Genomic DNA, 20,846 nt, shown 5'->3' with positions numbered 1-20,846 from the left:
TATGATGCCACTATTTGGCATCCTTCATATCAGGTTAAAGTAGTTTACACTTCTTGTCTGGAGTAGAGGCGCAATGCATTGCGTCTCTACCGTTGGGTTGTTTTGCCATTGGAAAAGTGTAAACCGGCAAATGAAGGATGCCCACTATTTTCCTGCAAAAGAGTCACTCAGCTTTTCAACCAGATCTTTGGGGGGACGATCAAAAAAAACACCCTGGCCCCTTCCATTAAAACCTCTGAGAAAAAGATATATAACGCCCCCTGCATGGGAGTCATAGTCATAACCTTTAAGTCTTGCTTTCAGAAGACGATGGAGAGCTATGGTATAAATAGTATATTGAAGATCATAGCGATGCGCCAACATGGCTGTCAGCATGGAGTCCATTCCATAGGCATCAAGGTGTTCACCAAGATAGTTGGACTTGTAATCCATTATATAGTATTTTCCATGGTAAAAAAACACAAGATCAATGAACCCTTTCAACATACCATGAATATCATTGTCTCTTAAGGCAGGGCGTTTAAAACCAGGAAAAAGCCCCATATTAATCAATTGATCCATCATATTAGTATTAACATGTTTTGCTGCAAACATGAACTCCATCTCGGCCTGACAAACAGTGGTGTTTAAATCTCCAAGTTTCATATTTTTCATAAGCGGTGCATTCATAACAGATGTAATCCATATTATAAGTGTATCAGTCCAGGCCTCCAATCCTCTGCGACCGCTCATATCCCTAATTTTTTCAGAAAGCTTCTCCTTATCACTGGCAACTATGTCAAAACCTTCTCTGGCTGCCCATTCCAGAAGATCATGCAAAAAAATACCTGGCTCAGGTCCACGTGGAAAATCGCATATTGATGGAAAGTCGGGAAGATCATATTCCTTAATGTCCTTAAAAGGGGGGGAATTTTTTATTAACGTACATGGCTGTTCACAGTCACATTCGAAAAGGTGCACGTTTTCACAAAAACGGTCACTTGCGGAGACTTGAGTATAAAAAACATCTGGGTTTTCATGAAATTGTATATCAACAGTTTCGTAAGCTTCTGTTTCTGATTCAAGCAATTGATCCTCTGCCGGGGAGAACGGCATTTCATATTCCATGATATCAGGCACACTCTTCCTTTGAGTCTGCCCGCTTTCTCTCACTATAGAATTTCTAAGGATCCCAGTATAACTTGATACCCACCACTGCCTTGATATGGCTCCCTTAAAAACCTCGGCAGGTGACAGATCATCAGAAGAAATATCACGTTGGTTGTAAAAGTGATTCTTGATTTCCGGAAGTTTTTCAATCCTGATATCAACGGAGTCTCCGGCAACCTTTTCAAGAGCTTCAGTAACCCCTGCAAGGGGGAGAATTTTTCCACCTGACAGAAGAGTGCCAATCCCTGAAAGATGAAGATAGCTGGTTTCACCATGTTTGTCGCTCACTTTTCCAATCACCCCAATACCAAGGAAAGATGCGTGACATGCACGGGTTAAAGCCACATACAGCATTCTCATATCCTCTTCAAGCCTCTCTCTGTCAGCTTTTTGCAACATCTCATCATCAGGATTATGGGATAGATGTACAATTCCCTCTTCATCACGGTATTTAATAACAGAGGCGTTTCTTCCTGTCACTTCACGATATGTGCATATAAATGGCAAAAATACCAGAGGATATTCCAGTCCTTTTGATTTATGAACAGTTATGACCTTAATAAGCTTTTCATCACTTTCCAGCCTCAGAACAAGCTCCTCGGAATCTCCTTTGCCGTTTGCGTTAGCAAGTTCCCCTGAAAACCACCTCACAAGTGCTTTTTCACCCTCAACACGGGATGATTCAGACTGAAGTATCTCTGAAAGATGAAGTAAATTGGTAAGAGTGCGTTCTCCATCAGAGTACAACAACCTTTCACCATCAATACGCGACAAAAGTCTGGATGGTACCTTAAAGTCGAGCAGAATACGGCGGATCATTGGCAAAATGCCCTGATTCTGCCATATATGCTGATATTCCCTGAAACGATCAAGTTCATATTCCCAGGCAGATTCGTCATGATTAAGAGTTTCAAGCCATTCAAAGGAGCAGTCAAGTACTGAAGCTGAAAGAGCAGTTCTGATAAAAGCTGCATTGGAAGGTTCCGCACATGCCCGTATGAGATAAAGCAGATCAGAAGCCTCCTGTGTATCAAATACAAAATCCCTGTCAGAAAGATATACAGATCGAAGGCCTCTTTTGGAAAGTGCATCCCTTATGTATTTGGCTTCCTCACCGTTTCTAACAAGAATTGCAATATCAGACTGATAAAGTGGAACCAGATCATCTGAAGATGTTCCAAATCCTGCCATTGGCGGATCCAAAGATGCAAGGTTCAAGATTTTTGCAATCTCATCTGCAGCTCCCTCAGCCATTGCAGCAATATAATCTTTTTTATTCACAGGGATGCTCTGCTGCATCTGCCAGAATGTAATGCTTTTGACAGGATTAGCCTTAACAAAAAAGATATTATCCCGTCCCTTTGCTGAAACAGGCTCAAAAACAATTTTATCTTTTAAAAGAAAGGCACCTTCAGGATAATCTTCCGGATAGGCGGAAGCCACACCAAAGATACGATTAACGGCATCCACAACACCTCTGGTGGATCTATAATTTGTATCAAGAGTGTAAACAGCTCCCTGACTCTCCTTCCTAGCCTCAAGGTATGTATGAATGTCAGCGCCCCGAAATGCATATATAGCCTGCTTGGGGTCACCTATCATTAAAAAAAAGTTCTCTTTTTCAGATTTGCTTTTTCCATAAATACGGCGAAATGATTCATACTGCACAGGATCAGTGTCCTGAAATTCATCAATCATTGCAACCGGAAACTGCTGGCGGACAAGAGATGCAAGTGTATCTGCGCCATCTCTTTTCAATGCACTTCCAAAACGGGTTAAAAGATCATCAAAGCCCATCATTGCAAGGCGCTCTTTTTCATACCTTACCCTTGCTCTGATGAATTCAGATGCATGTAAAAACAGAGAGCTTTTAATATCTGTTGCTTTAAAGGTTTCAAGGAGCTCTTCCATTGCATTAAATGCAGGGTGCTCTGGTGGCAAAGCGCCCTTTTTCATTCCATCAGCAATGCCGGATGCAGAAAATTTCAAAAGAGATGTCTCTTGAGGAAGCGGACCGTCATCCTCAACCCAGTTTCTTATCTCTCTGATCCATTTTTCTAAAGATGCTTTTCTATATTTATTACCATTAATCGTTTTATTTTCCAAAACACCATAAATCGCTGATACTGCACCTGAAAAATCTGAAGCCAAGCAATCTTTTGCCCTTTTGATGGCTTCAAGGCGATATTTTGCCATTGCAAAGGGAGTCATTGTATCAAATTCATGTTTCAACTCTGTCTGAAGGGGCTCCATTTCTCCATTAAGGGGAGCTGTTTCATCCTGAGTGGGTACTGTACCTTGTAATGAGGCAGATTTTTTTCCTGAAGATGTATGATAAATAAAAGGAAGAACCTTGTTTAGAAGCTCAGTAGGGGTCTTGATTCCTGTCTGGGATAGTATTTCATTTAATTCTTCAACGTCAAGATCATAAAAAAATGTGCGCCAGTAATCACAGGAAGCTGTATGCAAAATCCCTTGATCATTATTCTCAAGTTTCATATCAAACAGGCTTCCACTGTCAAAGGCGTGCTGCTGCAACATTCTACGGCACCATGCATGGATTGTATGTATGGCAGATTCATCCATCCATCTTGCTGCATTGTCAAGAAGTCTTGCTTTGCCTAAAAGTGCATCATCGGAATAGTCTGCTTTTAACCGCTCAAGAAAGGGGTCACCTTCTACTTCATTGCGAAAAAAAGAAGCAGCCTCAACAAGACGGGAGCGAATACGATCACGGAGTTCTTCAGTTGCAGCATTGGTAAAGGTTACAACTAAAATTTCCGGTGGTGTCAAAGGTCTTGAAAAAGCATTTTCACCGCCATGACCGAGAATCAGCCGCAGGTAAAGTGCTGCAATGGTGTATGTTTTGCCGGTTCCTGCACTTGCTTCAATCATTCTGGTGCCGTAAAGTGGCAGTTTTATTGAATCCAGATGCTGTGTTTCAATTGGCCTTTCCAAAATCATTCCTCAGATATTCAGCAGATTAAACAGGCATGATTGATTACGTATCAATCGCCCCCAAATATAAAAATGATAGTCATTTTCACGGTAAAGATATTTATTTTGGCAATTTAAAAAAATCTAATTTTCTATTGAACCTTCAACAATCGTAATGAATCAAGACGGATAGACGCTTTTGCGATATATTCAAGATAACGATCTTTCTCTTTTTCGGTCCAGATTATTTCATCATCCCTGATCGCAGGATTTTTCATTTTCAGCTCTTTGAGCCTTGCCATTTCAGCCCCCATCCTTTCGATCACACTCTGTTTTGCATTTTTGATAATTTCAGATGCTTTTTTCATGGCATGTTCACGGGATGTTTCAACCATTTTGGGCAAAAGAGTCTCTTTGATCTCAGGAAAGGCATTAATCCAGGTAGTATCATTACCTATACCTATACCTATAACTTTATCTTTACAGGTATGTTTTTTTATAAATTCCGTAGTAAATACCCTGTTTACATCTTTCATTTCATGAGAAACAACCGTTCTTACAGGAATAGATGGCAAAAAACGGTTAAGATTCAGAGATACAGGAGCTATACACTCAATTACGTGAATAGCCTCAAGAATAATTGCAAATTCACCATAACCTTCAACTTCTGCGACACAGGAATTGCCTGCTCCGGAACCAAAGAGCATATCCATACTCCCGGATACCATTGGATGATCCCATGTAATAAACTCAATATCATCCCGCGATACTGCAATTTTTCGATCAAATGTTATCTCCATGCCGTTTTTTTTTAATACTGGTATAGGGATATCAATATTATCAGGATCAGTAAAGTGAAGGCGATATGATCTTTTCATTGTATCTTCAGCCTGAATGCCAAAGTAACCAAAAAGTTTTAAGGCAAACATGTCAAAGCAGGTATCCTCATCAAGGGCATGGACAGTGTCGATCAACTCTTTTGCCGCATCAGGGTTAAATGAGTTAAGCTCCAGAAGCTTATCCTTCCCTTTTGTAAGAGTCTCCATGACTTTTTTTGAAAATACTTTTGTATCCTTGATAAGATTTTCAAGGGCATCAGGTAGAAAATCTGCAAAAAGATCACAAAGCCTTGACGAAAACTTTTCGTAAACAGAGAGAATGCCACTGTTATAATGCTCAAAAATTCCGGTTCCTTCGTTGTACCATCTGACAAGAACCTCCTGGGCTGTATTTCCGGCATAAGGCAGATGAATCATAATATTGCCTTTTTGCCCTATTCTGTCCAGCCGTCCGATGCGCTGTTCTATAAGCTCAGGATTAAGGGGCAGGTCAAACATAATAAGATGACTTGCAAACTGAAAATTTCGCCCTTCGCTGCCGATTTCAGAGCAAATCATAAGCCTTGCACCCTTTTTATGGGAAAACCATGCAGCATTTCTGTCCCTTTGAATAAGTGTCATTCTTTCATGAAACAGTGCAACATCAAGGGTTATTTTCTGCTGCAGCGCCTCAAAAATCTCAAGGACATTCTCAGGGTGATGACATATCAGAAGAAATTTCTCTTCAGGATTTTTTTTGATAAGATCAATAAGCCATTGAATCCTCTGTTCCGTAATCCTTGACTGTAAAATGCCATCAACTGACAGGGTGTTATCAACCGAAAGGGTGTTATCAACCGACAGGGTGTTATCAACCGAAAGGGTGTTATTAACCGGCAGGGTGTTATCAACCGAAAGGGTGTTATTAAACATCAATGTTTCAGACAACGGAAATGTTTCAGACAATATATTACCATAGAACTCATCAACTCGGCATGTTTCATCAATCGGATACAAAAAACCTTTTCTTTGGGGAAAACCCTTTATGGAAGCTCTGGTATTTCTGAAAACAGCCCTTCCGGGGCCATAACAATCCAGTAACTTGTTTATCTCCTGGAGTTTATGAGCATGAATGGATTGATCGCTTATATTATCACCGTTTTTTGAACAATCGCAATTCTTCTTCTGGTTATAATTTTTTATCCTTTCTTCAATGGATTCAGCAATTTTTGCGTAATCCCTGCTCTCCTTAAGATAATTTTCAAGTGTTGTATAGCGTACCGGATCAATAAGCTTAAGATGGGCAAAATGACGCTCAATGCCAAGCTGTTCCGGAGTTGCAGTAATCAGCAGAAGAGCCGTGTCTGAAAATGAAGGATCTGCAAGAAATGAGTAAGCAGGGGAATTTTCGTCAACATGATGAGCCTCGTCAACCACCACCATATCCCAGCCGGCATCAATACACTGTTGCGCTCTTTTTCTGTTAAGAACAACATCATTTATATGGCACAGAACAAGCTGGTCTTCAACAAACGGATTGATTAAAGGCTCTTTTTTCTCAAAGGAGTCGCAGTAATCTTCATCAATAATTCTGAATGTCAGATGGAATCTGCGGTAAAGCTCAACAAACCACTGGTGGACAAGTGAGTGAGGGACAAGGATCAGAACACGGTGTATCTGGTCACTCAAAAGCATGCGGTTCAGAATAAGGGATGCCTCAATGGTTTTACCAAGTCCTGTTTCATCTGCAAGCATCACCCTTGGAGTATGGCGTGAGGCAACCTCTTGTGCAATATAAAACTGATGGGGTATCAGGTCAATTCTTGCACCTGTAAAGCCCATTACATCGGATGTGAGATAGCGATGCCTTGCAACAAGGGCTTCATATCTTAAATCAAAAAGTTGAGAAGAGTCTGAAATGCCTGCATTAAGGCGATCAAGGGGGGTATTAAAAACCATGGTATCTGAAAGCTCTGTTTCACAGATAACCCTTCCATCTCCATGATAGTAATAGAGTTGGTTCTGCTCAGACACAGAATCAACAGTCAAACTTGTTTTATTTGTTAAATGAATGCGGTCAGAAGGAGAAAAGCGTATTCTTTTCAAAGGTGCGTTGAAAACGGAGTATTGCCTCAGACACTGACTTGTTTTAAAAAGGAGGGAAAGTACCCTTTTATCAACTTCAGTTACAATACCAAGCCCAAGCTCAGGCTCCATTTCGCTCATCCAGCGCTGACCTTTTACAATTTGTGACATATCCGATATTTTTTAACAAACCCAGATGGCTGATAACTCAATTTTGCCTTTCTCAGGCCCTCATCACCAAGATCCTGTTCCCGATTAATTGTCTCATAGTATTCTGTTATAATAGAGGCAAACGCCTGATTTACAAACTGCCACAGCCCCTTATAACCTGTCACAGCTTTTTCAAAGTGAATTACAAAGCTTTTTCCACAGGCATTCTCTTCTCCAAGAGAGTAGGCCACAGGCTTGCTGTCAACATAGTATATGCCGCCGCACAACTGAAGAGGATGGCATTTTTCCAGCGCTTCCCTTGCAGGATAGTAATCTCCGTCATTGTCACGATTTCGCCGCCACTTTTCAAGTATCTCAAGTGCATGTGGAATATATTCATCAAGCAGAGGACGTCCTTCATAACTGTGATTATTGATAAATGCCTTTATAAGGTTTCTTTTTTTATGGAATTTCCTTCCAGGAAGGTCAGCGAGATGCTGTCGATGGTAAAGATAATCAAAATTATCACGATCTTCAAATACTGTATATCCCATATCAAGAAGAAGCTCCACCTGGGATCGGGATGCACATTTTAATGTACGATGGTTTTCAAAAAGAGTGCGAAGATATTTAATCGGCGGAATGCCAAAGGGAAGCATAAAAAATTTTTCACCGCTGTCATTGCCTGTAATGACTACGATATCCCCATTATTTTCTGAACCATCAACTTTAATTTTTGAAATCTCGTATAAATGATCCTTCCTGAAAAGGTAAATATTGGCAAATGTGAACTCGGAAATCCCTTCTGAAAGTGCCTGAAACATGGGATGAAGATATTCTCTCAGTTCAAGCTCAATATCAACAGACTGTGGATAATAAGGTATTTTTTTCATATTTCATGTTCCATTTTTACGGCAGCACTATCTGGGGCGTTTATTCTTTTTGTTCTTTTTTCTTCGCTTCTGCTTCAGCCAATCTTCGTTTTCGTCAATTAGCTCTTTGGGGCTTTTGTCTTCATCATACTGATAAGCAAGTGTGAAGGAATACTCTTCTTTAGTTATTGGAAACACTTCAATTTTTTTTGTAATGAACTTCTCTATTGCCTCAAGGCGGGATTGTTCTTCAGGGCTGCAAAAAGATAATGCAATTCCCTTTTTGGTTCCCCTGCCGGTTCTGCCCACCCTGTGCACATAATTTTCTGCTTTTTCAGGAAGATCATAATTTATTACATAATCAACATCGGCGACATCAATCCCCCTGGCACTAACATCTGTGGCAATGAGAATATTGAAATCTCCGCTCTTGAATCGGTTCATAACATCTGTACGATCTTTTTGCTCCTTTCCACCGTGCAGATTAAATGATGGAATCTCTGCTCTCGACATGGCTTTTTCAACCCGTTCTGCCCTGACCCTTGTTCTGACAAAAACAATAATTCTGCTTTCAGGGTGCTCTTTGATGAAACGGGATAGAAAAAAACGCTTGTCATCCATCTCCACAAACATGACTGCATGGGAAACATTTTTAGAAACCGGATCTTCAGGGGATATCTCAATACGAATGGCCGATGTGTTTACTTGTGAGTAGGCAAGTTTCTTTATTTCACTGTTAATGGTTGCGGAAAAGAAAAGTGTCTGGTGCCTGTTTCTTAATTTTCTTTTTACAGAGCGGATATCGTTAATGAAGCCAAGGTCAAGCATGTGATCTGCTTCGTCAAGGACAAGGGTATCAATGAAATCAAGGTTCAGGTAGTTTTGGCTAATAAGATCAAACATTCTGCCAGGAGTTGCAATTAAAATATCAATGCCTTTTTGAAGCTTTCTAATCTGGGCATCCTGCTCTACACCGCCGAACAGGGTAAAAATTTTTGTCCTTGTATGGCCTGCTATGGATTCAAAGACATCTCCTATCTGCATAGCAAGTTCACGGGTTGGAACCATTACAAGGCACTTTATTCCGGATGTGCGTTTACTGCTCTTGTTTCTATGAATCCTGTCAATTACAGGGATGGCAAAGGCTGCTGTCTTACCTGTTCCTGTTTGGGCAATGGCAAGCACATCTTCACCGTTCATTATGGGAGGTATGGCCTTGAACTGAATATCTGTAGGCCTTAAAAAGCCCATAAGATTCAAGTTATTCTTTATTTCCTGTGATATATGATATTTTTCAAACTTCATTTTTTCTCATTTTATCCTGGTTCTGGAAAAGACATCGTGGTCAAGGTTGCAAAGGTTTCCGTCAAGAATCATTCTGTATCCCCTTGCGGCAATCATTGCGGCATTATCACCACAAAGCTCTATGGACGGTGTATGCAGTTTCATGGATTCATATTTGAAAGAACAATTACCACGAAAAATTCCCTTGTTTTCATGGCCTGGGGTGGCCGGTGAATTTGACCATAAAGATTTATTTCCATTCCCATCAGAAGATGGTTGTGATGAAATCAATTCATCAAGCCTTTTCCTTAGAACTCCATTGGCTGCAACTCCACCTGCTACTGCAATATGGGCAACTCCTCTGCTGACGGCGGCATGGATAAGCTTGTGGGACAAAACATCAACCACAGAGTCCTGAAAAGATGCTGCAATATCTGCCTTTATCCCCTCTTTATCATCCGGGCTGTCTATATCTACGTTGTTTTCATGAATATATCTTAAAACAGCAGATTTTAGACCGCTGAAACTGAAGTCAAAGCTCTCCTTTTCAAGGAAGGATCTTGGAAAGGCTATTGCTGATGGTTCTCCTGTTTGAGCAAGTTTTTCAATAACAGCTCCCCCTGGATAGCCAAGTCCAAGCATTTTTGCCACCTTGTCAAAGGCTTCGCCTGCAGCATCATCCCTGGTTTGTCCCATCAACTCAAAATCATTAAATGATGTCACATGATACAAATTTGTATGACCGCCTGAAGCAAGAAGAACAACAAAAGGAAATGGTGGTGGATCGTCTGAAAGAAGCACAGAGTATATGTGACCTTCAAGGTGATTTACCCCTGTCCATGGGATACCCCTTGCCCAGGCAAATGCCTTTGCAAAAGAGAAACCAACAAGAAGAGCTCCAATAAGGCCTGGGCCACGGGTTACTGCAACACCTTCAATATCATCCATTTTAACTCCTGCAGATGATATGGCTTCTGTTACAACAGGAAGAATAGATTCAACGTGCATTCTGGAGGCAAGTTCAGGCACAACGCCACCATATTTATGGTGTGTAGCAACCTGGGAAGATACCACAGAAGATCTTATGACAGTTCCATTTTCAATTACTGCGGCAGCGGTTTCATCACAGGAGGACTCAACTCCAAGGATTATCACAATACAACTCCAACTTTATTTTTTTATCACACCCACTCAACCTGGGGTTCAGAATCTGTTCTTGAGGCAATTTCGCCTATGAGGTATGCCTTTTCTTCCATGGCAGATAGACGATCCATAAGATCCTGGGCAATGTTTTCCGGAACTACCACAATCATTCCTATACCATTGTTGAATGTACGGTGCATTTCGTGGTCAGAGACTCCGCCTGCCTCCTGAAGGAACCTGAAAACTGCCGGAACCTCCCAGCTTGACCTATCCACTATCACTTTACATGCATCCGGTATAATGCGAATAATGTTTTCGTCAATGCCGCCGCCGGTGATATGTGCAATACCGTGAATGGGAAGATCCCGAATAAGACCAAGCATTGTCTGTGTATAGATACGTGTTGGAGTAATCAGCTCTTCACCAAGGGTTTTTCCAAGGTCTGGGATATGAGTTTCAACATTGTAGCCGCACTTGTCAAAACAGATTTTTCTTACAAGGGAGAAACCATTGCTGTGGACACCGCTTGATGCAAGTCCTATAAGCTTGTGTCCATTACGGATTTCCGAGCCATCTATAATCCTTGTGTTATCCACAATACCTACTGAAAAACCTGAAAGGTCATATTCAGCATCATTATAGATACCTGGCATTTCAGCGGTTTCTCCACCAATAAGGGCGCATTGGGACTCACTGCATCCCCTTGCAATACCCTCAATGATCTGGGCAGCCACATCTGTATCCAGCTTACCCATTGCCAGATAGTCAAGGAAAAACAAAGGTTTTGCACCCTGGACTATAATGTCATTAACACACATGGCTACAAGATCAATTCCAATTGTGTTATGTCTGTCCATGGCAAAGGCAATTTTAAGTTTGGTACCGACGCCATCTGTAGAGCTTACCAGCACAGGATTTTTGTAATGAGATAAATTCAGGGAGAAGAGACCGCCAAAGCCACCAATCTCTCCCATAACACCTGTTCTCGGGGTTGTTTTCGCAATTTGCTTGATCCTCTGTACAAGATCATTTGCCTTGTTGATATCAACCCCTGCATCAGCATATGTCAATGCTTCAACCATTAAATACTCCTCTATTCAGAAATCAGCTATATATGAAGACGTTCACTTAAACTAAATTTAATCGAAAATTTTAAGTAAAAAAGAGTAGTCTTATTATTCTGAAATGTCAAAACCTTTTTGACATCAACGAAGCTATACTGTATTTAAAGCAGACACTCTGTTTGTTTAAACAGGCATGATTGATTACGTATCAATCACCCCCAAATATAAAAATGATAGTCATTTTCACGGTAGAAGAAAAAACTAAAAGGGCATGGTTACGTCTCAATCATCCCCAAATATAAAAATCAGATGCATTTTTAAGGTAAAGCCGGAGAAATATGTATGAAAACAAAAAAGATCAATATCGGCATATTGGGATGTGGTGTCGTTGGAACGGGAGTGGCAAAGCTTTTGATGGAAAAGGCAGAGTTGCTTGAGTCAAGGATTGGAGTACCTGTCAACCTGAAATATGTTGCGGATCTTGACACAACAACAGACAGGGGTATTTCATTTCCGGAAGGTGTATTTATATCAGATGCAGGAACAGTTATCAATGATCCGGATATCAACATTATAGTGGAGCTTATAGGCGGCACAAAGGTTGCCAAGGACTTTACACTAAAGGCCCTTGAAAATGGAAAGCACGTTGTCACTGCCAACAAGGCTCTTATTGCATCCTTTGGAAATATTATTGTGCAGACAGCAAGGGAAAAAGAGCTTGATTTTGCCTTTGAAGCAAGTGTTGGCGGCTGTATGCCCGTAATAAAAAGCATAAGAGAGTCCCTTGTTGCAAACCGGATTGACTCCATGACAGGGATCCTAAATGGTACGTGCAACTATATTCTTACCAAGATAACCAGCGAAGGATGCCCTTTTGATGAAGCACTAAAGGAGGCCCAGGAAAAAGGATATGCTGAAGCTGATCCTTTTCTTGATATTGAGGGCCATGACTCTGCCCACAAACTGGCAATTCTTACATCCCTTGCCTATGGTATGGAGATAAACCTTGATGACATATATGTTGAAGGTATCAGCAGCATCACGCCTATGGATATACAGAATGCCCGTGAGTTTGGATACAGCATCAAACTGCTTGCCATAAGCAAAAACCATTCAGATTCAGTGGAAGCAAGGGTACATCCTACCATGATACCGGAAAGCCACCCTCTTGCACATGTCAACGGCTCCATGAATGCTGTTACAATTGATGGTGATGCCACAGGTAGGACAATGCTTTACGGAGCCGGTGCCGGCATGATGCCAACTGCAAGCGCAGTTGTAAGCGATATTGCCGACATTGCCAGAAATATAATGACCGGAAGCAAAAAACGGATGCCGATCCTTGGCAGCCCTCAAAAAAATATCAAAAAGATTCCGATTATGCCATTCACGGAGACCAGTACATGTTACTACATAAGGCTTGAAGCTTCTGATCACCCGGGTGTGCTGTCAAAAATATCTGGTATTCTGGGAGATCAGGGCATAAGCATAAAATCTGTTCATCAGAAAGGCAGGAGAACCAACGGTACAGTACCGGTGGTAATGATCACCCACAAGGCCATGGAAAAAGAGATACAGAAATCCTTAGCGGAAATTGCCTCCCTTGACGCAATACCCGAGAAACCAGTTGTCATCAGAATTGAGGAAGAATAAAAAATGAATCTTATTTGTTGTGATCTTGAAGGTGTATGGGTACCTGAAATCTGGATTAATGTTGCGAAAAAAACAGGTATTGATGAACTAAAACTCACCACAAGAGAGATCAGTGACTATGATGTACTTATGACTAAACGCCTCTCTGTGCTGGATCAGCATGGCCTTAAGCTTAAGGATATTACAGAGGTCATTGAAACAATGGAGCCACTTGAAGGGGCATTTGAAACTCTCAACTGGATAAGGGAACGTTCTCAGATCATTATCCTTTCAGACACATTTGAGGAGTTTGCAAGGCCTTTGATGAAAAAACTCAACTACCCGGCTCTACTGTGCCACAGCCTTGAAATTGATCCTTCGGGACGAATTTCAGATTATAAACTGAGGCAGGCCAGCCAGAAAAAACATGCTGTAAGGGCATTTAAGGGGCTTAATTACCGAACAGTTGCTTTTGGGGATTCATATAATGATACAGCCATGCTCAAAGAGGCTGATGATGCATTTTTCTTCCGACCCCCTGACAACGTGATCAAGGAGTTTCCGCAATTTGATGTAACGCGGACATATGATGAACTTAAGGCAAAGCTGAATACCTTCCTTAAAGGGTGAAAACGAATTAAACTCATTAATGGGGTATCAGAAATGTGTTGTTAAAAAATTTTCAGAAAACCTCTTGACTTCAAAAAGAGTTTCCCCTATATTAGCCGAGTTGTTGCGGGGTGGAGCAGTCTGGTAGCTCGTCGGGCTCATAACCCGAAGGTCAGAGGTTCGAATCCTCTCCCCGCTACCAAAATTTGATTTTACTAAAGGGGGTTTGGCAAAGTGCCAATCCCCTTTTTTAGTTTATGAACTGTTCTTAAAGAAGGATATTTCACATGGTAAAAATTCTGCTGGTGGGAATAGGTGGCTTTACCGGTGCAGTTCTCAGATATGCCCTGAACAGTTATATCCATAAATCAACATATTCCTGGGGCTTCCCTGTTGGCACACTTGCTGTCAATGTAACAGGCTGCATCATTATAGGGGTGCTCTCAAGGTGGGATGAACTCAAAAATATATTTTCTCCTGAATTGAGGCTTCTTGTTTTTATGGGAGTGCTTGGAGCTTTTACCACATTTTCAACATTCGGGAATGAAACTGTGCAGCTTTTAAATGACCGAAAACTTGATTTTGCCATACTGAATGTGACAACACACCTTTGTCTCGGGCTTTTTGCAGTACTTACAGGCAGATATATGGTCAATTTTTTTTGGAAATAAATTGACTACTCTTCTGGTCGGAATTTTTCATAAGTACTTTACCGTGAAAATGACTATCATTTTTATATTTGGGGGTGATTGATACGTAATCAATCATGCCCGTTTACCGTGAAAATGACTATCATTTTTGTATTTGGGGATGATTAATACGTAATCAATCATGCCCGTTTAGGTGGATTCTTTCATAAGCACTTTTTAGGTGGATTCTTTCATAAGCACTTTTTAGGCGGATTTTTCCATAACTATCTGCTTTTGCAGGAGATAAAATGGAATTTTTATTTTGTAACCCTAACTTTCAGATATGCCATTCAATAGAGATAAATTTAAACGCACAGAGCTTATGCTCGGCGCTTCTGCCATGGATAGACTTGAGAATTCATCTGTCACAGTCATAGGACTTGGAGCAGTAGGTTCACACGCCATTGAAGCACTTGCAAGAAGCGGCATAGGAACCATTAGAATTGTTGACTTTGATGAAATCAGCACAAGTAATTTCAACCGTCAACTTCTTGCTGTTGAAAATAATATAGGTCGCAAAAAAACCGATGCCGCCTTTGACCGTCTGAAGCAGATCAACCCCGACATCAAGGTTGAAATATTCAACACCCTTTGCCATGAGGAGACCTTTGATCTGGTATTCAGTAATGTCTCCTGTAATCGCGATTCATCTAATCATCTTGCACACAATCGTATCCAAGACAATCATATCCAATGTAATCATAGCAGAGCCCCTCATATCACAGGCAATAATATCCCGGGCAATCATGGCAATTGCAAAAAACCATCACCCCCTTGCCAATCTTTACAACCTTCACATCCCAGCCATGTTGTCATAGATGCAATAGACAGTCTTAATCCCAAAGTTTCGATTCTATTTGAGATGGTAAAAAGAGAGATTCCGGTTGTTTCAAGCATGGGTGCTGCACGACGTAAGGATCCTGGAGCCATAAAGACCGGAGATATTTCTGAAACAATGGGATGTCCACTTGCAAGATCCGTGAGAAAAAGATTAAAACGAAGAGGAATTGAGTCGGGAATACACTGTGTCTATTCCACAGAAATTGCTTCAAGGGAAAGTGTCTCCCAATCCCTTGAAGAGAATTTCCTTAAAAGCGGCAGACAGAGAAATCCCATGGGAAGCCTCTCTATGATAAGCGGAATTTTTGGTTATATTGCAGCCCTTGAAGCACTGAAAATTATTCTTGGTGACATGATCTGACGGCAAATAATTTTGATGGCAAATAAAATGACAAATCATAAAAATTTTTCACCTTCAAATATTACTAAATCCCAATTTTATTCTGCTTCTGACGAGAATAAAGCTGCGGAAAGTGATTTCCCTTCTGGGAAAGATACAATATTTGCAAATAACCTGGCTCCGGTTTCACCCTTTGCATTCAATGAGGAGGTAACAGCAGTATTTGATGACATGATTAAAAGATCTGTTCCCCTGTATATGGAAAGTATTCAGCGTCAGTGCCAGATGGCACAAAGATTTTACAAGCCAGGTACTTTTATGTATGATCTTGGCTGCTCCCATGGCAATCTTGGGATAATGATGATGAACTTCTTTTCCGGCATTAATAATGGTCTTTATCCACGTCCTTCAATGCAAAATAGCCACCCATTCACAATGATTGCCGTTGACAGCTCTTTTCCCATGATTGCAAAATACAAAAACAGACTTCATAAAGGCGGATATAGCAATAAGAAAAGCGACAATAAAATATGTCTGGTATGTTCTCTTGCAGAAGATATTGTCATTTCCAGGGCATCTGCTGTTATCGTCAACCTCACCATGCAGTTCATAAAGCTTTCCAAAAGAGATCAATTCATAAAGGGAATTCATGATGGCATGGTTCCTGGCGGGATTCTTATTTTATCGGAAAAAATATCCCATGAAGATAGAGATATTTGCGGGCTTCAGCAGGATTTTTACAAGAATTTCAAGCTGGATAACGGATATTCAGAACTTGAAATAAGCAGGAAAAGAGAGGCTCTTGAAAATATACTGATTCCTGAAACAACAAAATCCCATATGGAACGCCTTGGACGGGCAGGATTCAAAAAAATAGATATTTGGCTAAAATGGTTTAATTTTGTCTCATTTATAGCAATTAGATAGTCACTTAATCCTCTTTCAAGGTTTAACTGTATGTAAATAGCTGCATCCCAGCTAAAAATTAGAGATAAGAATCTAATAATCCAATTGATCTAACATAAAACCATTTTGCCCAGCAATAGAGGATTATCAAGATGGAGAGTTTACAATCAACCAATAAATGTCCCAAATGTAATTTCACAGGGGAAGAAAATTTTTTTGAATGCCCAGAATGTGGAATAATAGTCTCAAAATTTATTGCAAGAAAAACGAAAGAGTTAGAAAGACAGGCTCTTATGGGTAATACAAACCAGGGTCATGAACTGGCAGGGCTAAAAGATAGCCGCAAATTGTTTATTCAGCAACATATGGAAAAATCAGAAGTGTGGTTAGGGATTGAGAACCGTAACCGTTACACTGTAAATTTCAACCTTTTTGAAGCTGTTGAAACGAGTACTGCCATAAGTGCAATTTTATCAAGACTGTTTATGGGAAACTGGCGGCCATTTATACTTGAAGTTTTTAATCGTGATGGCTCTCTTGCCCTAAGCCTTGAAAGACCTTTCCGTTTTTTTTTCCACGAACTCGATGTTTTCAATTCCAATGGAGAACTGCTTGGAACCATCAGGCGGCAATTCGGAATATTAAGAAGGGAATATATTATCTACAATGCTCTTGAAAGAGAAATCTTTAGGCTTTTTGGCCCTATTCTCCATCCCTGGACATTTAAAATCATTAAAAACGGAATGGAGGTTGGAAAAATCACAAAGAAATGGAGCGGCTTTTTTAAGGAAACTTTCAGTAAAGCTGATGATTTCGGAGTTGAATTTCCACATGATGCTGACATAAGCCAAAAGGCGATGCTTATGGGAGCGGTTTTTCTTATTGATTTTGTTCACTTTGAAAGATAGTAGTTAGCAGAGTCAGAATAATGTAATTTAGAAGCATCTATAAATAAAATAATTCTCCCGTTTTTCATTAAAGCAGTGCAAGACCACGCATAATTTCAGCAAATTCAGTATTATTGCCAGCAAACTGTCTCAATGCCTGAATTTGCCTTCTCAAAAGCGACACCTTGATGGTCTTTTCGATACTTATTGAATAAAGGTGACTTAACTGTTTGTGCATATTTTTGTTGCAAGATCATGTTTGGTCTGAAGCATGATACCCGGGATTAAAGGTTAAGAGCCAGTAATATTTAAACAGGCTCTAATTATCTGGAACAGTATAAGACGTTATATTCACATCAAGGCAGGAAAACATAGCTTATATAGTTTTCCAGATAATTAAATTTGCAAGCACAACGTAGGGGCAACCCTATGTGGTTGCCCTTCAAAGTAGAGATGGAAAAATATTTTTCTGGAAGTCTATAATAATGCCGTTTTATAGCCTCATTGTTACCAGACTGTTCCCTTCGGGCTCAACATCAAAAACGATCTTCTCACCATCTTTAACATCTCCCTTCAAAAGGGTCATGGCAAGTCTATTTTCCATATGCTGCTGAATAACCCGCTTTAATGGCCTTGCACCAAATGCAGGGTCATACCCTTTATCAACAATGAAATCCATGGCGCTTTCAGTAAGTTCCACCTCAATCTTTTTTGAAGCAAGACGTCTGTTTAATCCATTTATCTGTATCATTGCGATTGCTTTTATATCTTCCCTTGAGAGATTTTCAAAGGTGATTATCTCATCTATCCTGTTAAGAAACTCAGGTTTAAAAGAGTCTTTCAAAGCCTGAGCAATTCCTGTGGCATAGAGAGCCTGATCTGAAGACTCTGAAATTTTTCCCAAGACTCCTGCTTCCTGTATAAAACGGCTGCCTACATTGGATGTCATTATGATTATGGTGTTTGTAAAATCAACAGTTCTTCCATGTCCATCGGTCATTCTGCCATCATCTAACACCTGAAGCAGAATATTAAATACATCAGGGTGGGCTTTTTCAATTTCGTCAAAAAGAAGAACAGCATAGGGACGTCTTCTCACAGCTTCGGTAAGAGCACCACCCTCTTCATAGCCAACATATCCTGGAGGCGCACCAATAAGACGGGCAACAGAGTGCTTTTCCATATACTCTGACATGTCAATTCTTACCATTGCCTGTTCACTGTCAAAGATAAACTCAGCAAGCGCCTTGGCAAGCTCGGTTTTTCCAACACCAGTCGGTCCCATGAAAATAAATGTTCCAATGGGACGATCAGCAGACTGCAAACCTGAACGTGCACGCCTGACAGCATTGGAAACAGCGTCAATGGCCTTTGTCTGTCCAATCACCCTCTTCCTGATATGTGATTCCATCTGAATCAGTTTCTCCTGCTCGCCTTTGAGCATCCTTGAAACAGGAATGCCTGTCCAGGAAGAGACAACATCAGCAATGTCTGACTCTTCAACATCCTCTTTTAGCATTCTGCGTTCAGATTGTACCTTGTCAAGCTCGCTTTTTTTCTCGTTAAGTTCCCGCTGATATCCTTGAATGGTGCCGTATTTGATCTGAGCTACCTTTGCAAGATCCCCTTCCCTCTCTGCAATCTGAGCTTCTGTCTGTGCCTGATCCATGCGCTCCCTTATGCTACTTATCTCCTGAATCAAACGTTTTTCATTGTCCCAGTGCAGTTTCATAGGGCCAATCTCTTCATGCATCTCTGCAAGTTTCTTTTCAAGCTTATGAAGCCTCTCCATTGATGCAGGATCTTTCTCTTTTTTCAGTGCCTGTCTCTCAATTTCGGCCTGGGTAATCCTTCTTTGCACCTCATCAATCACAAGTGGCATGCTGTCGATCTCAATTCTCAAGCGAGAAGCAGATTCATCGACAAGATCAATTGCCTTGTCAGGCAAAAAGCGATCGGCAATATAGCGATTTGAAAGGGCTGCTGCAGCAACAATGGCTGAATCCTTAATCCTCACTCCGTGATGAACCTCATATTTCTCCTTAAGCCCCCTCAATATTGATATAGTATCCTCCACAGAGGGTTCTGAAGCATATACAGGCTGAAAACGGCGCTCAAGGGCAGCATCTTTTTCAATATATTTGCGGTACTCGTCAAGGGTTGTTGCTCCAACGCACCTTAAAGTACCCCTTGCAAGGGCAGGCTTAAGCATGTTTGAAGCATCCATTGACCCTTCTGCGGCACCGGCACCAACCACTGTATGAAGTTCATCAATAAATAGAACTATCTCGCCCTGGGAAGCTTCTACCTCCTTTAAAACTGCCTTTAGGCGCTCTTCAAACTCCCCCCGATACTTTGCTCCTGCTACAAGTGCGCCCATGTTCAGTTCAATCACTTTACGATTTTTAAGGCTTTCAGATACATCTCCTGCCACTATTCTCTGGGCAAGCCCCTCAACAATTGCTGTCTTGCCAACTCCTGGTTCTCCAATAAGTACAGGGTTGTTCTTTCTGCGTCTTGATAGAACCTGAACAATACGCCTTATCTCCTCGTCCCTTCCAATTACAGGATCAAGCTTTCCGGTTCTTGCAAGTTCTGTAAGGTTTCGACCGTATTTTTCAAGGGCCTGGTATGTCTCTTCAGGATTCTGGTCAGTGATGGTCTGGTTACCTCGGATTTCCTTGAGAACTGTAAGCACAATATCAAGGGATACACCACTTTGTTTAAGTATATCCTGATGAATCCCAGGAACATGAAGCATTGCCAGAAGCAGATGTTCAAGGCTTACATATTGATCCTTCATCTTGTCAGCTTCAATAAAAGCTCTGTCAATAACTTTTTTCAATGATGTTGAAAGATAAATCTCTCCGGCTCCTGTCACCTGAACAAGCTTATTAATAGCATTATCCAGAAGAGCTGAAATCTGCTCAAGTGTTGCTCCGGCTTTCCTTATTATGGATACAGCGATACCATCTTTGTCCTCCAGCATTGCCTTCAAAAGGTGGATTGTCTCAATGGCCTGGTTGTTTTTCCTCAATGCAATGGACTGGGCACTCTGGATCATCTGTTGTGATTTTATGGTCAGTTTATCAAATTGCATACTCTTCTCCCTTCATGAGTTTTTAGTTGTTTCAATGAAAAGTAATACAACAATAATCTTTGTCAATGATGCAGCAATTCTAAATTGAGTGTACCCTTTTTCGATCAACACATAACTATTAGATAATATTCTGTTTTATAAGAAAGTCCCTGTCTTTTAAGGTTCTAAGGACTTTCATGCTTCGTTGTGGCAGGTGTGTCTGCCATGGCCGTTATAAAAAAAAGCTTACACTCATCCCCCAATTTGTGGCATTATTAATGACCATCATTAACGTTTTAAAAAAGGAGATTACGATGCAAGCTTTTTCAATTGAACAAAGCAGAATTAAAGGTTAAAATCAA

At 40.8% G+C, this 20,846-nt stretch carries 13 protein-coding genes and 1 tRNA gene; 7 read left to right on the top strand and 7 right to left on the bottom strand.

Annotated elements, in window-relative coordinates; translation table 11 throughout:
- Window positions 1-144: 144 nt before the first annotated feature.
- From recB to purM, 6 genes are all read right to left on the bottom strand, one after another.
- Entirely contained in the window at window positions 145-4,107 is a 3,963-nt protein-coding gene (gene recB, locus MTBBW1_RS00600) for an exodeoxyribonuclease V subunit beta (protein ID WP_186441002.1), read from the bottom strand.
- 131 nt (window positions 4,108-4,238) lie between these two features.
- Window positions 4,239-7,160, bottom strand: a complete 2,922-nt coding sequence (rapA, locus tag MTBBW1_RS00595; protein ID WP_080797699.1) for an RNA polymerase-associated protein RapA — start codon at window positions 7,158-7,160, stop codon at window positions 4,239-4,241.
- Window positions 7,145-8,032 carry a DUF2156 domain-containing protein gene (locus MTBBW1_RS00590; RefSeq protein ID WP_080797696.1) on the bottom strand — a complete coding sequence of 296 codons (888 nt, stop codon included), beginning with the start codon at window positions 8,030-8,032 and terminating at the stop codon, window positions 7,145-7,147. Before MTBBW1_RS00590 ends, rapA begins: the two co-directional genes overlap by 16 nt.
- Window positions 8,033-8,059: 27 nt before the next feature.
- Entirely contained in the window at window positions 8,060-9,316 is a 1,257-nt protein-coding gene (locus MTBBW1_RS00585; protein ID WP_080797693.1) for a DEAD/DEAH box helicase, read from the bottom strand.
- 6 nt (window positions 9,317-9,322) lie between these two features.
- Entirely contained in the window at window positions 9,323-10,450 is a 1,128-nt protein-coding gene (gene tsaD / locus MTBBW1_RS00580) for a tRNA (adenosine(37)-N6)-threonylcarbamoyltransferase complex transferase subunit TsaD (RefSeq protein WP_080797689.1), read from the bottom strand.
- A 26-nt stretch (window positions 10,451-10,476) separates the two neighbouring features.
- Window positions 10,477-11,520, bottom strand: a complete 1,044-nt coding sequence (gene purM / locus MTBBW1_RS00575; protein ID WP_080797686.1) for a phosphoribosylformylglycinamidine cyclo-ligase — start codon at window positions 11,518-11,520, stop codon at window positions 10,477-10,479.
- 324 nt (window positions 11,521-11,844) lie between these two features.
- Between purM and MTBBW1_RS00570 the strand changes: the two genes are divergently transcribed.
- The 7 genes from MTBBW1_RS00570 to MTBBW1_RS00540 all read left to right on the top strand — a co-directional run bounded on the left by MTBBW1_RS00570 (window position 11,845) and on the right by MTBBW1_RS00540 (window position 17,426).
- Window positions 11,845-13,155 carry a homoserine dehydrogenase gene (locus tag MTBBW1_RS00570; RefSeq protein ID WP_080797683.1) on the top strand — a complete coding sequence of 437 codons (1,311 nt, stop codon included), beginning with the start codon at window positions 11,845-11,847 and terminating at the stop codon, window positions 13,153-13,155.
- A gap of 3 nt (window positions 13,156-13,158) precedes the next feature.
- Window positions 13,159-13,764, top strand: coding sequence for a bifunctional phosphoserine phosphatase/homoserine phosphotransferase ThrH (gene thrH / locus MTBBW1_RS00565; RefSeq protein WP_080797680.1), 606 nt, complete (start codon window positions 13,159-13,161; stop codon window positions 13,762-13,764).
- A gap of 104 nt (window positions 13,765-13,868) precedes the next feature.
- Window positions 13,869-13,945 (top strand) — tRNA-Met (locus MTBBW1_RS00560).
- Between the two features lie 85 nt (window positions 13,946-14,030).
- Window positions 14,031-14,414, top strand: coding sequence for a fluoride efflux transporter CrcB (crcB, locus tag MTBBW1_RS00555; RefSeq protein WP_080797677.1), 384 nt, complete (start codon window positions 14,031-14,033; stop codon window positions 14,412-14,414).
- A 301-nt stretch (window positions 14,415-14,715) separates the two neighbouring features.
- Window positions 14,716-15,633 carry a tRNA threonylcarbamoyladenosine dehydratase gene (locus MTBBW1_RS00550; protein ID WP_080797675.1) on the top strand — a complete coding sequence of 306 codons (918 nt, stop codon included), beginning with the start codon at window positions 14,716-14,718 and terminating at the stop codon, window positions 15,631-15,633.
- A 27-nt stretch (window positions 15,634-15,660) separates the two neighbouring features.
- On the top strand, window positions 15,661-16,539 hold the full coding sequence (gene cmoA, locus MTBBW1_RS00545) for a carboxy-S-adenosyl-L-methionine synthase CmoA (protein WP_080799617.1): 879 nt from the start codon (window positions 15,661-15,663) through the stop codon (window positions 16,537-16,539).
- 131 nt (window positions 16,540-16,670) lie between these two features.
- The gene (locus MTBBW1_RS00540) at window positions 16,671-17,426 is read left to right on the top strand and encodes a phospholipid scramblase-related protein (RefSeq protein ID WP_080797672.1); all 756 of its coding nucleotides are present in this window, start codon (window positions 16,671-16,673) and stop codon (window positions 17,424-17,426) included.
- Between the two features lie 472 nt (window positions 17,427-17,898).
- Here MTBBW1_RS00540 and clpB read toward each other — a convergent pair whose 3' ends face one another.
- Window positions 17,899-20,505 (bottom strand): ATP-dependent chaperone ClpB, encoded by a 2,607-nt coding sequence (gene clpB, locus MTBBW1_RS00535; protein ID WP_080797670.1) that lies wholly within the window; start codon window positions 20,503-20,505, stop codon window positions 17,899-17,901.
- Window positions 20,506-20,846 lie beyond the last annotated feature (341 nt).

It is taken from the genome of Desulfamplus magnetovallimortis, from assembly GCF_900170035.1.
Classification (GTDB): Bacteria; Desulfobacterota; Desulfobacteria; order Desulfobacterales; family Desulfobacteraceae; genus Desulfamplus; species Desulfamplus magnetovallimortis.
Note: the sequence above shows the minus strand (reverse complement) of the source record. Positions and strands in the feature narration are given on the sequence as shown.

What these genes read in the sequence shown, in the direction of transcription:
- rapA (WP_080797699.1), bottom strand. Translation starts at nt 7,160, where the DNA reads ATGTCACAAATTGTAAAAGGTCAGCGCTGGATGAGCGAAATGGAGCCT.
- MTBBW1_RS00590 (WP_080797696.1), bottom strand. Translation starts at nt 8,032, where the DNA reads ATGAAAAAAATACCTTATTATCCACAGTCTGTTGATATTGAGCTTGAA.
- MTBBW1_RS00585 (WP_080797693.1), bottom strand. Translation starts at nt 9,316, where the DNA reads ATGAAGTTTGAAAAATATCATATATCACAGGAAATAAAGAATAACTTG.
- purM (WP_080797686.1), bottom strand. Translation starts at nt 11,520, where the DNA reads ATGGTTGAAGCATTGACATATGCTGATGCAGGGGTTGATATCAACAAG.
- MTBBW1_RS00570 (WP_080797683.1), top strand. Translation starts at nt 11,845, where the DNA reads ATGAAAACAAAAAAGATCAATATCGGCATATTGGGATGTGGTGTCGTT.
- thrH (WP_080797680.1), top strand. Translation starts at nt 13,159, where the DNA reads ATGAATCTTATTTGTTGTGATCTTGAAGGTGTATGGGTACCTGAAATC.
- crcB (WP_080797677.1), top strand. Translation starts at nt 14,031, where the DNA reads ATGGTAAAAATTCTGCTGGTGGGAATAGGTGGCTTTACCGGTGCAGTT.
- MTBBW1_RS00550 (WP_080797675.1), top strand. Translation starts at nt 14,716, where the DNA reads ATGCCATTCAATAGAGATAAATTTAAACGCACAGAGCTTATGCTCGGC.
- cmoA (WP_080799617.1), top strand. Translation starts at nt 15,661, where the DNA reads ATGACAAATCATAAAAATTTTTCACCTTCAAATATTACTAAATCCCAA.
- MTBBW1_RS00540 (WP_080797672.1), top strand. Translation starts at nt 16,671, where the DNA reads ATGGAGAGTTTACAATCAACCAATAAATGTCCCAAATGTAATTTCACA.
- clpB (WP_080797670.1), bottom strand. Translation starts at nt 20,505, where the DNA reads ATGCAATTTGATAAACTGACCATAAAATCACAACAGATGATCCAGAGT.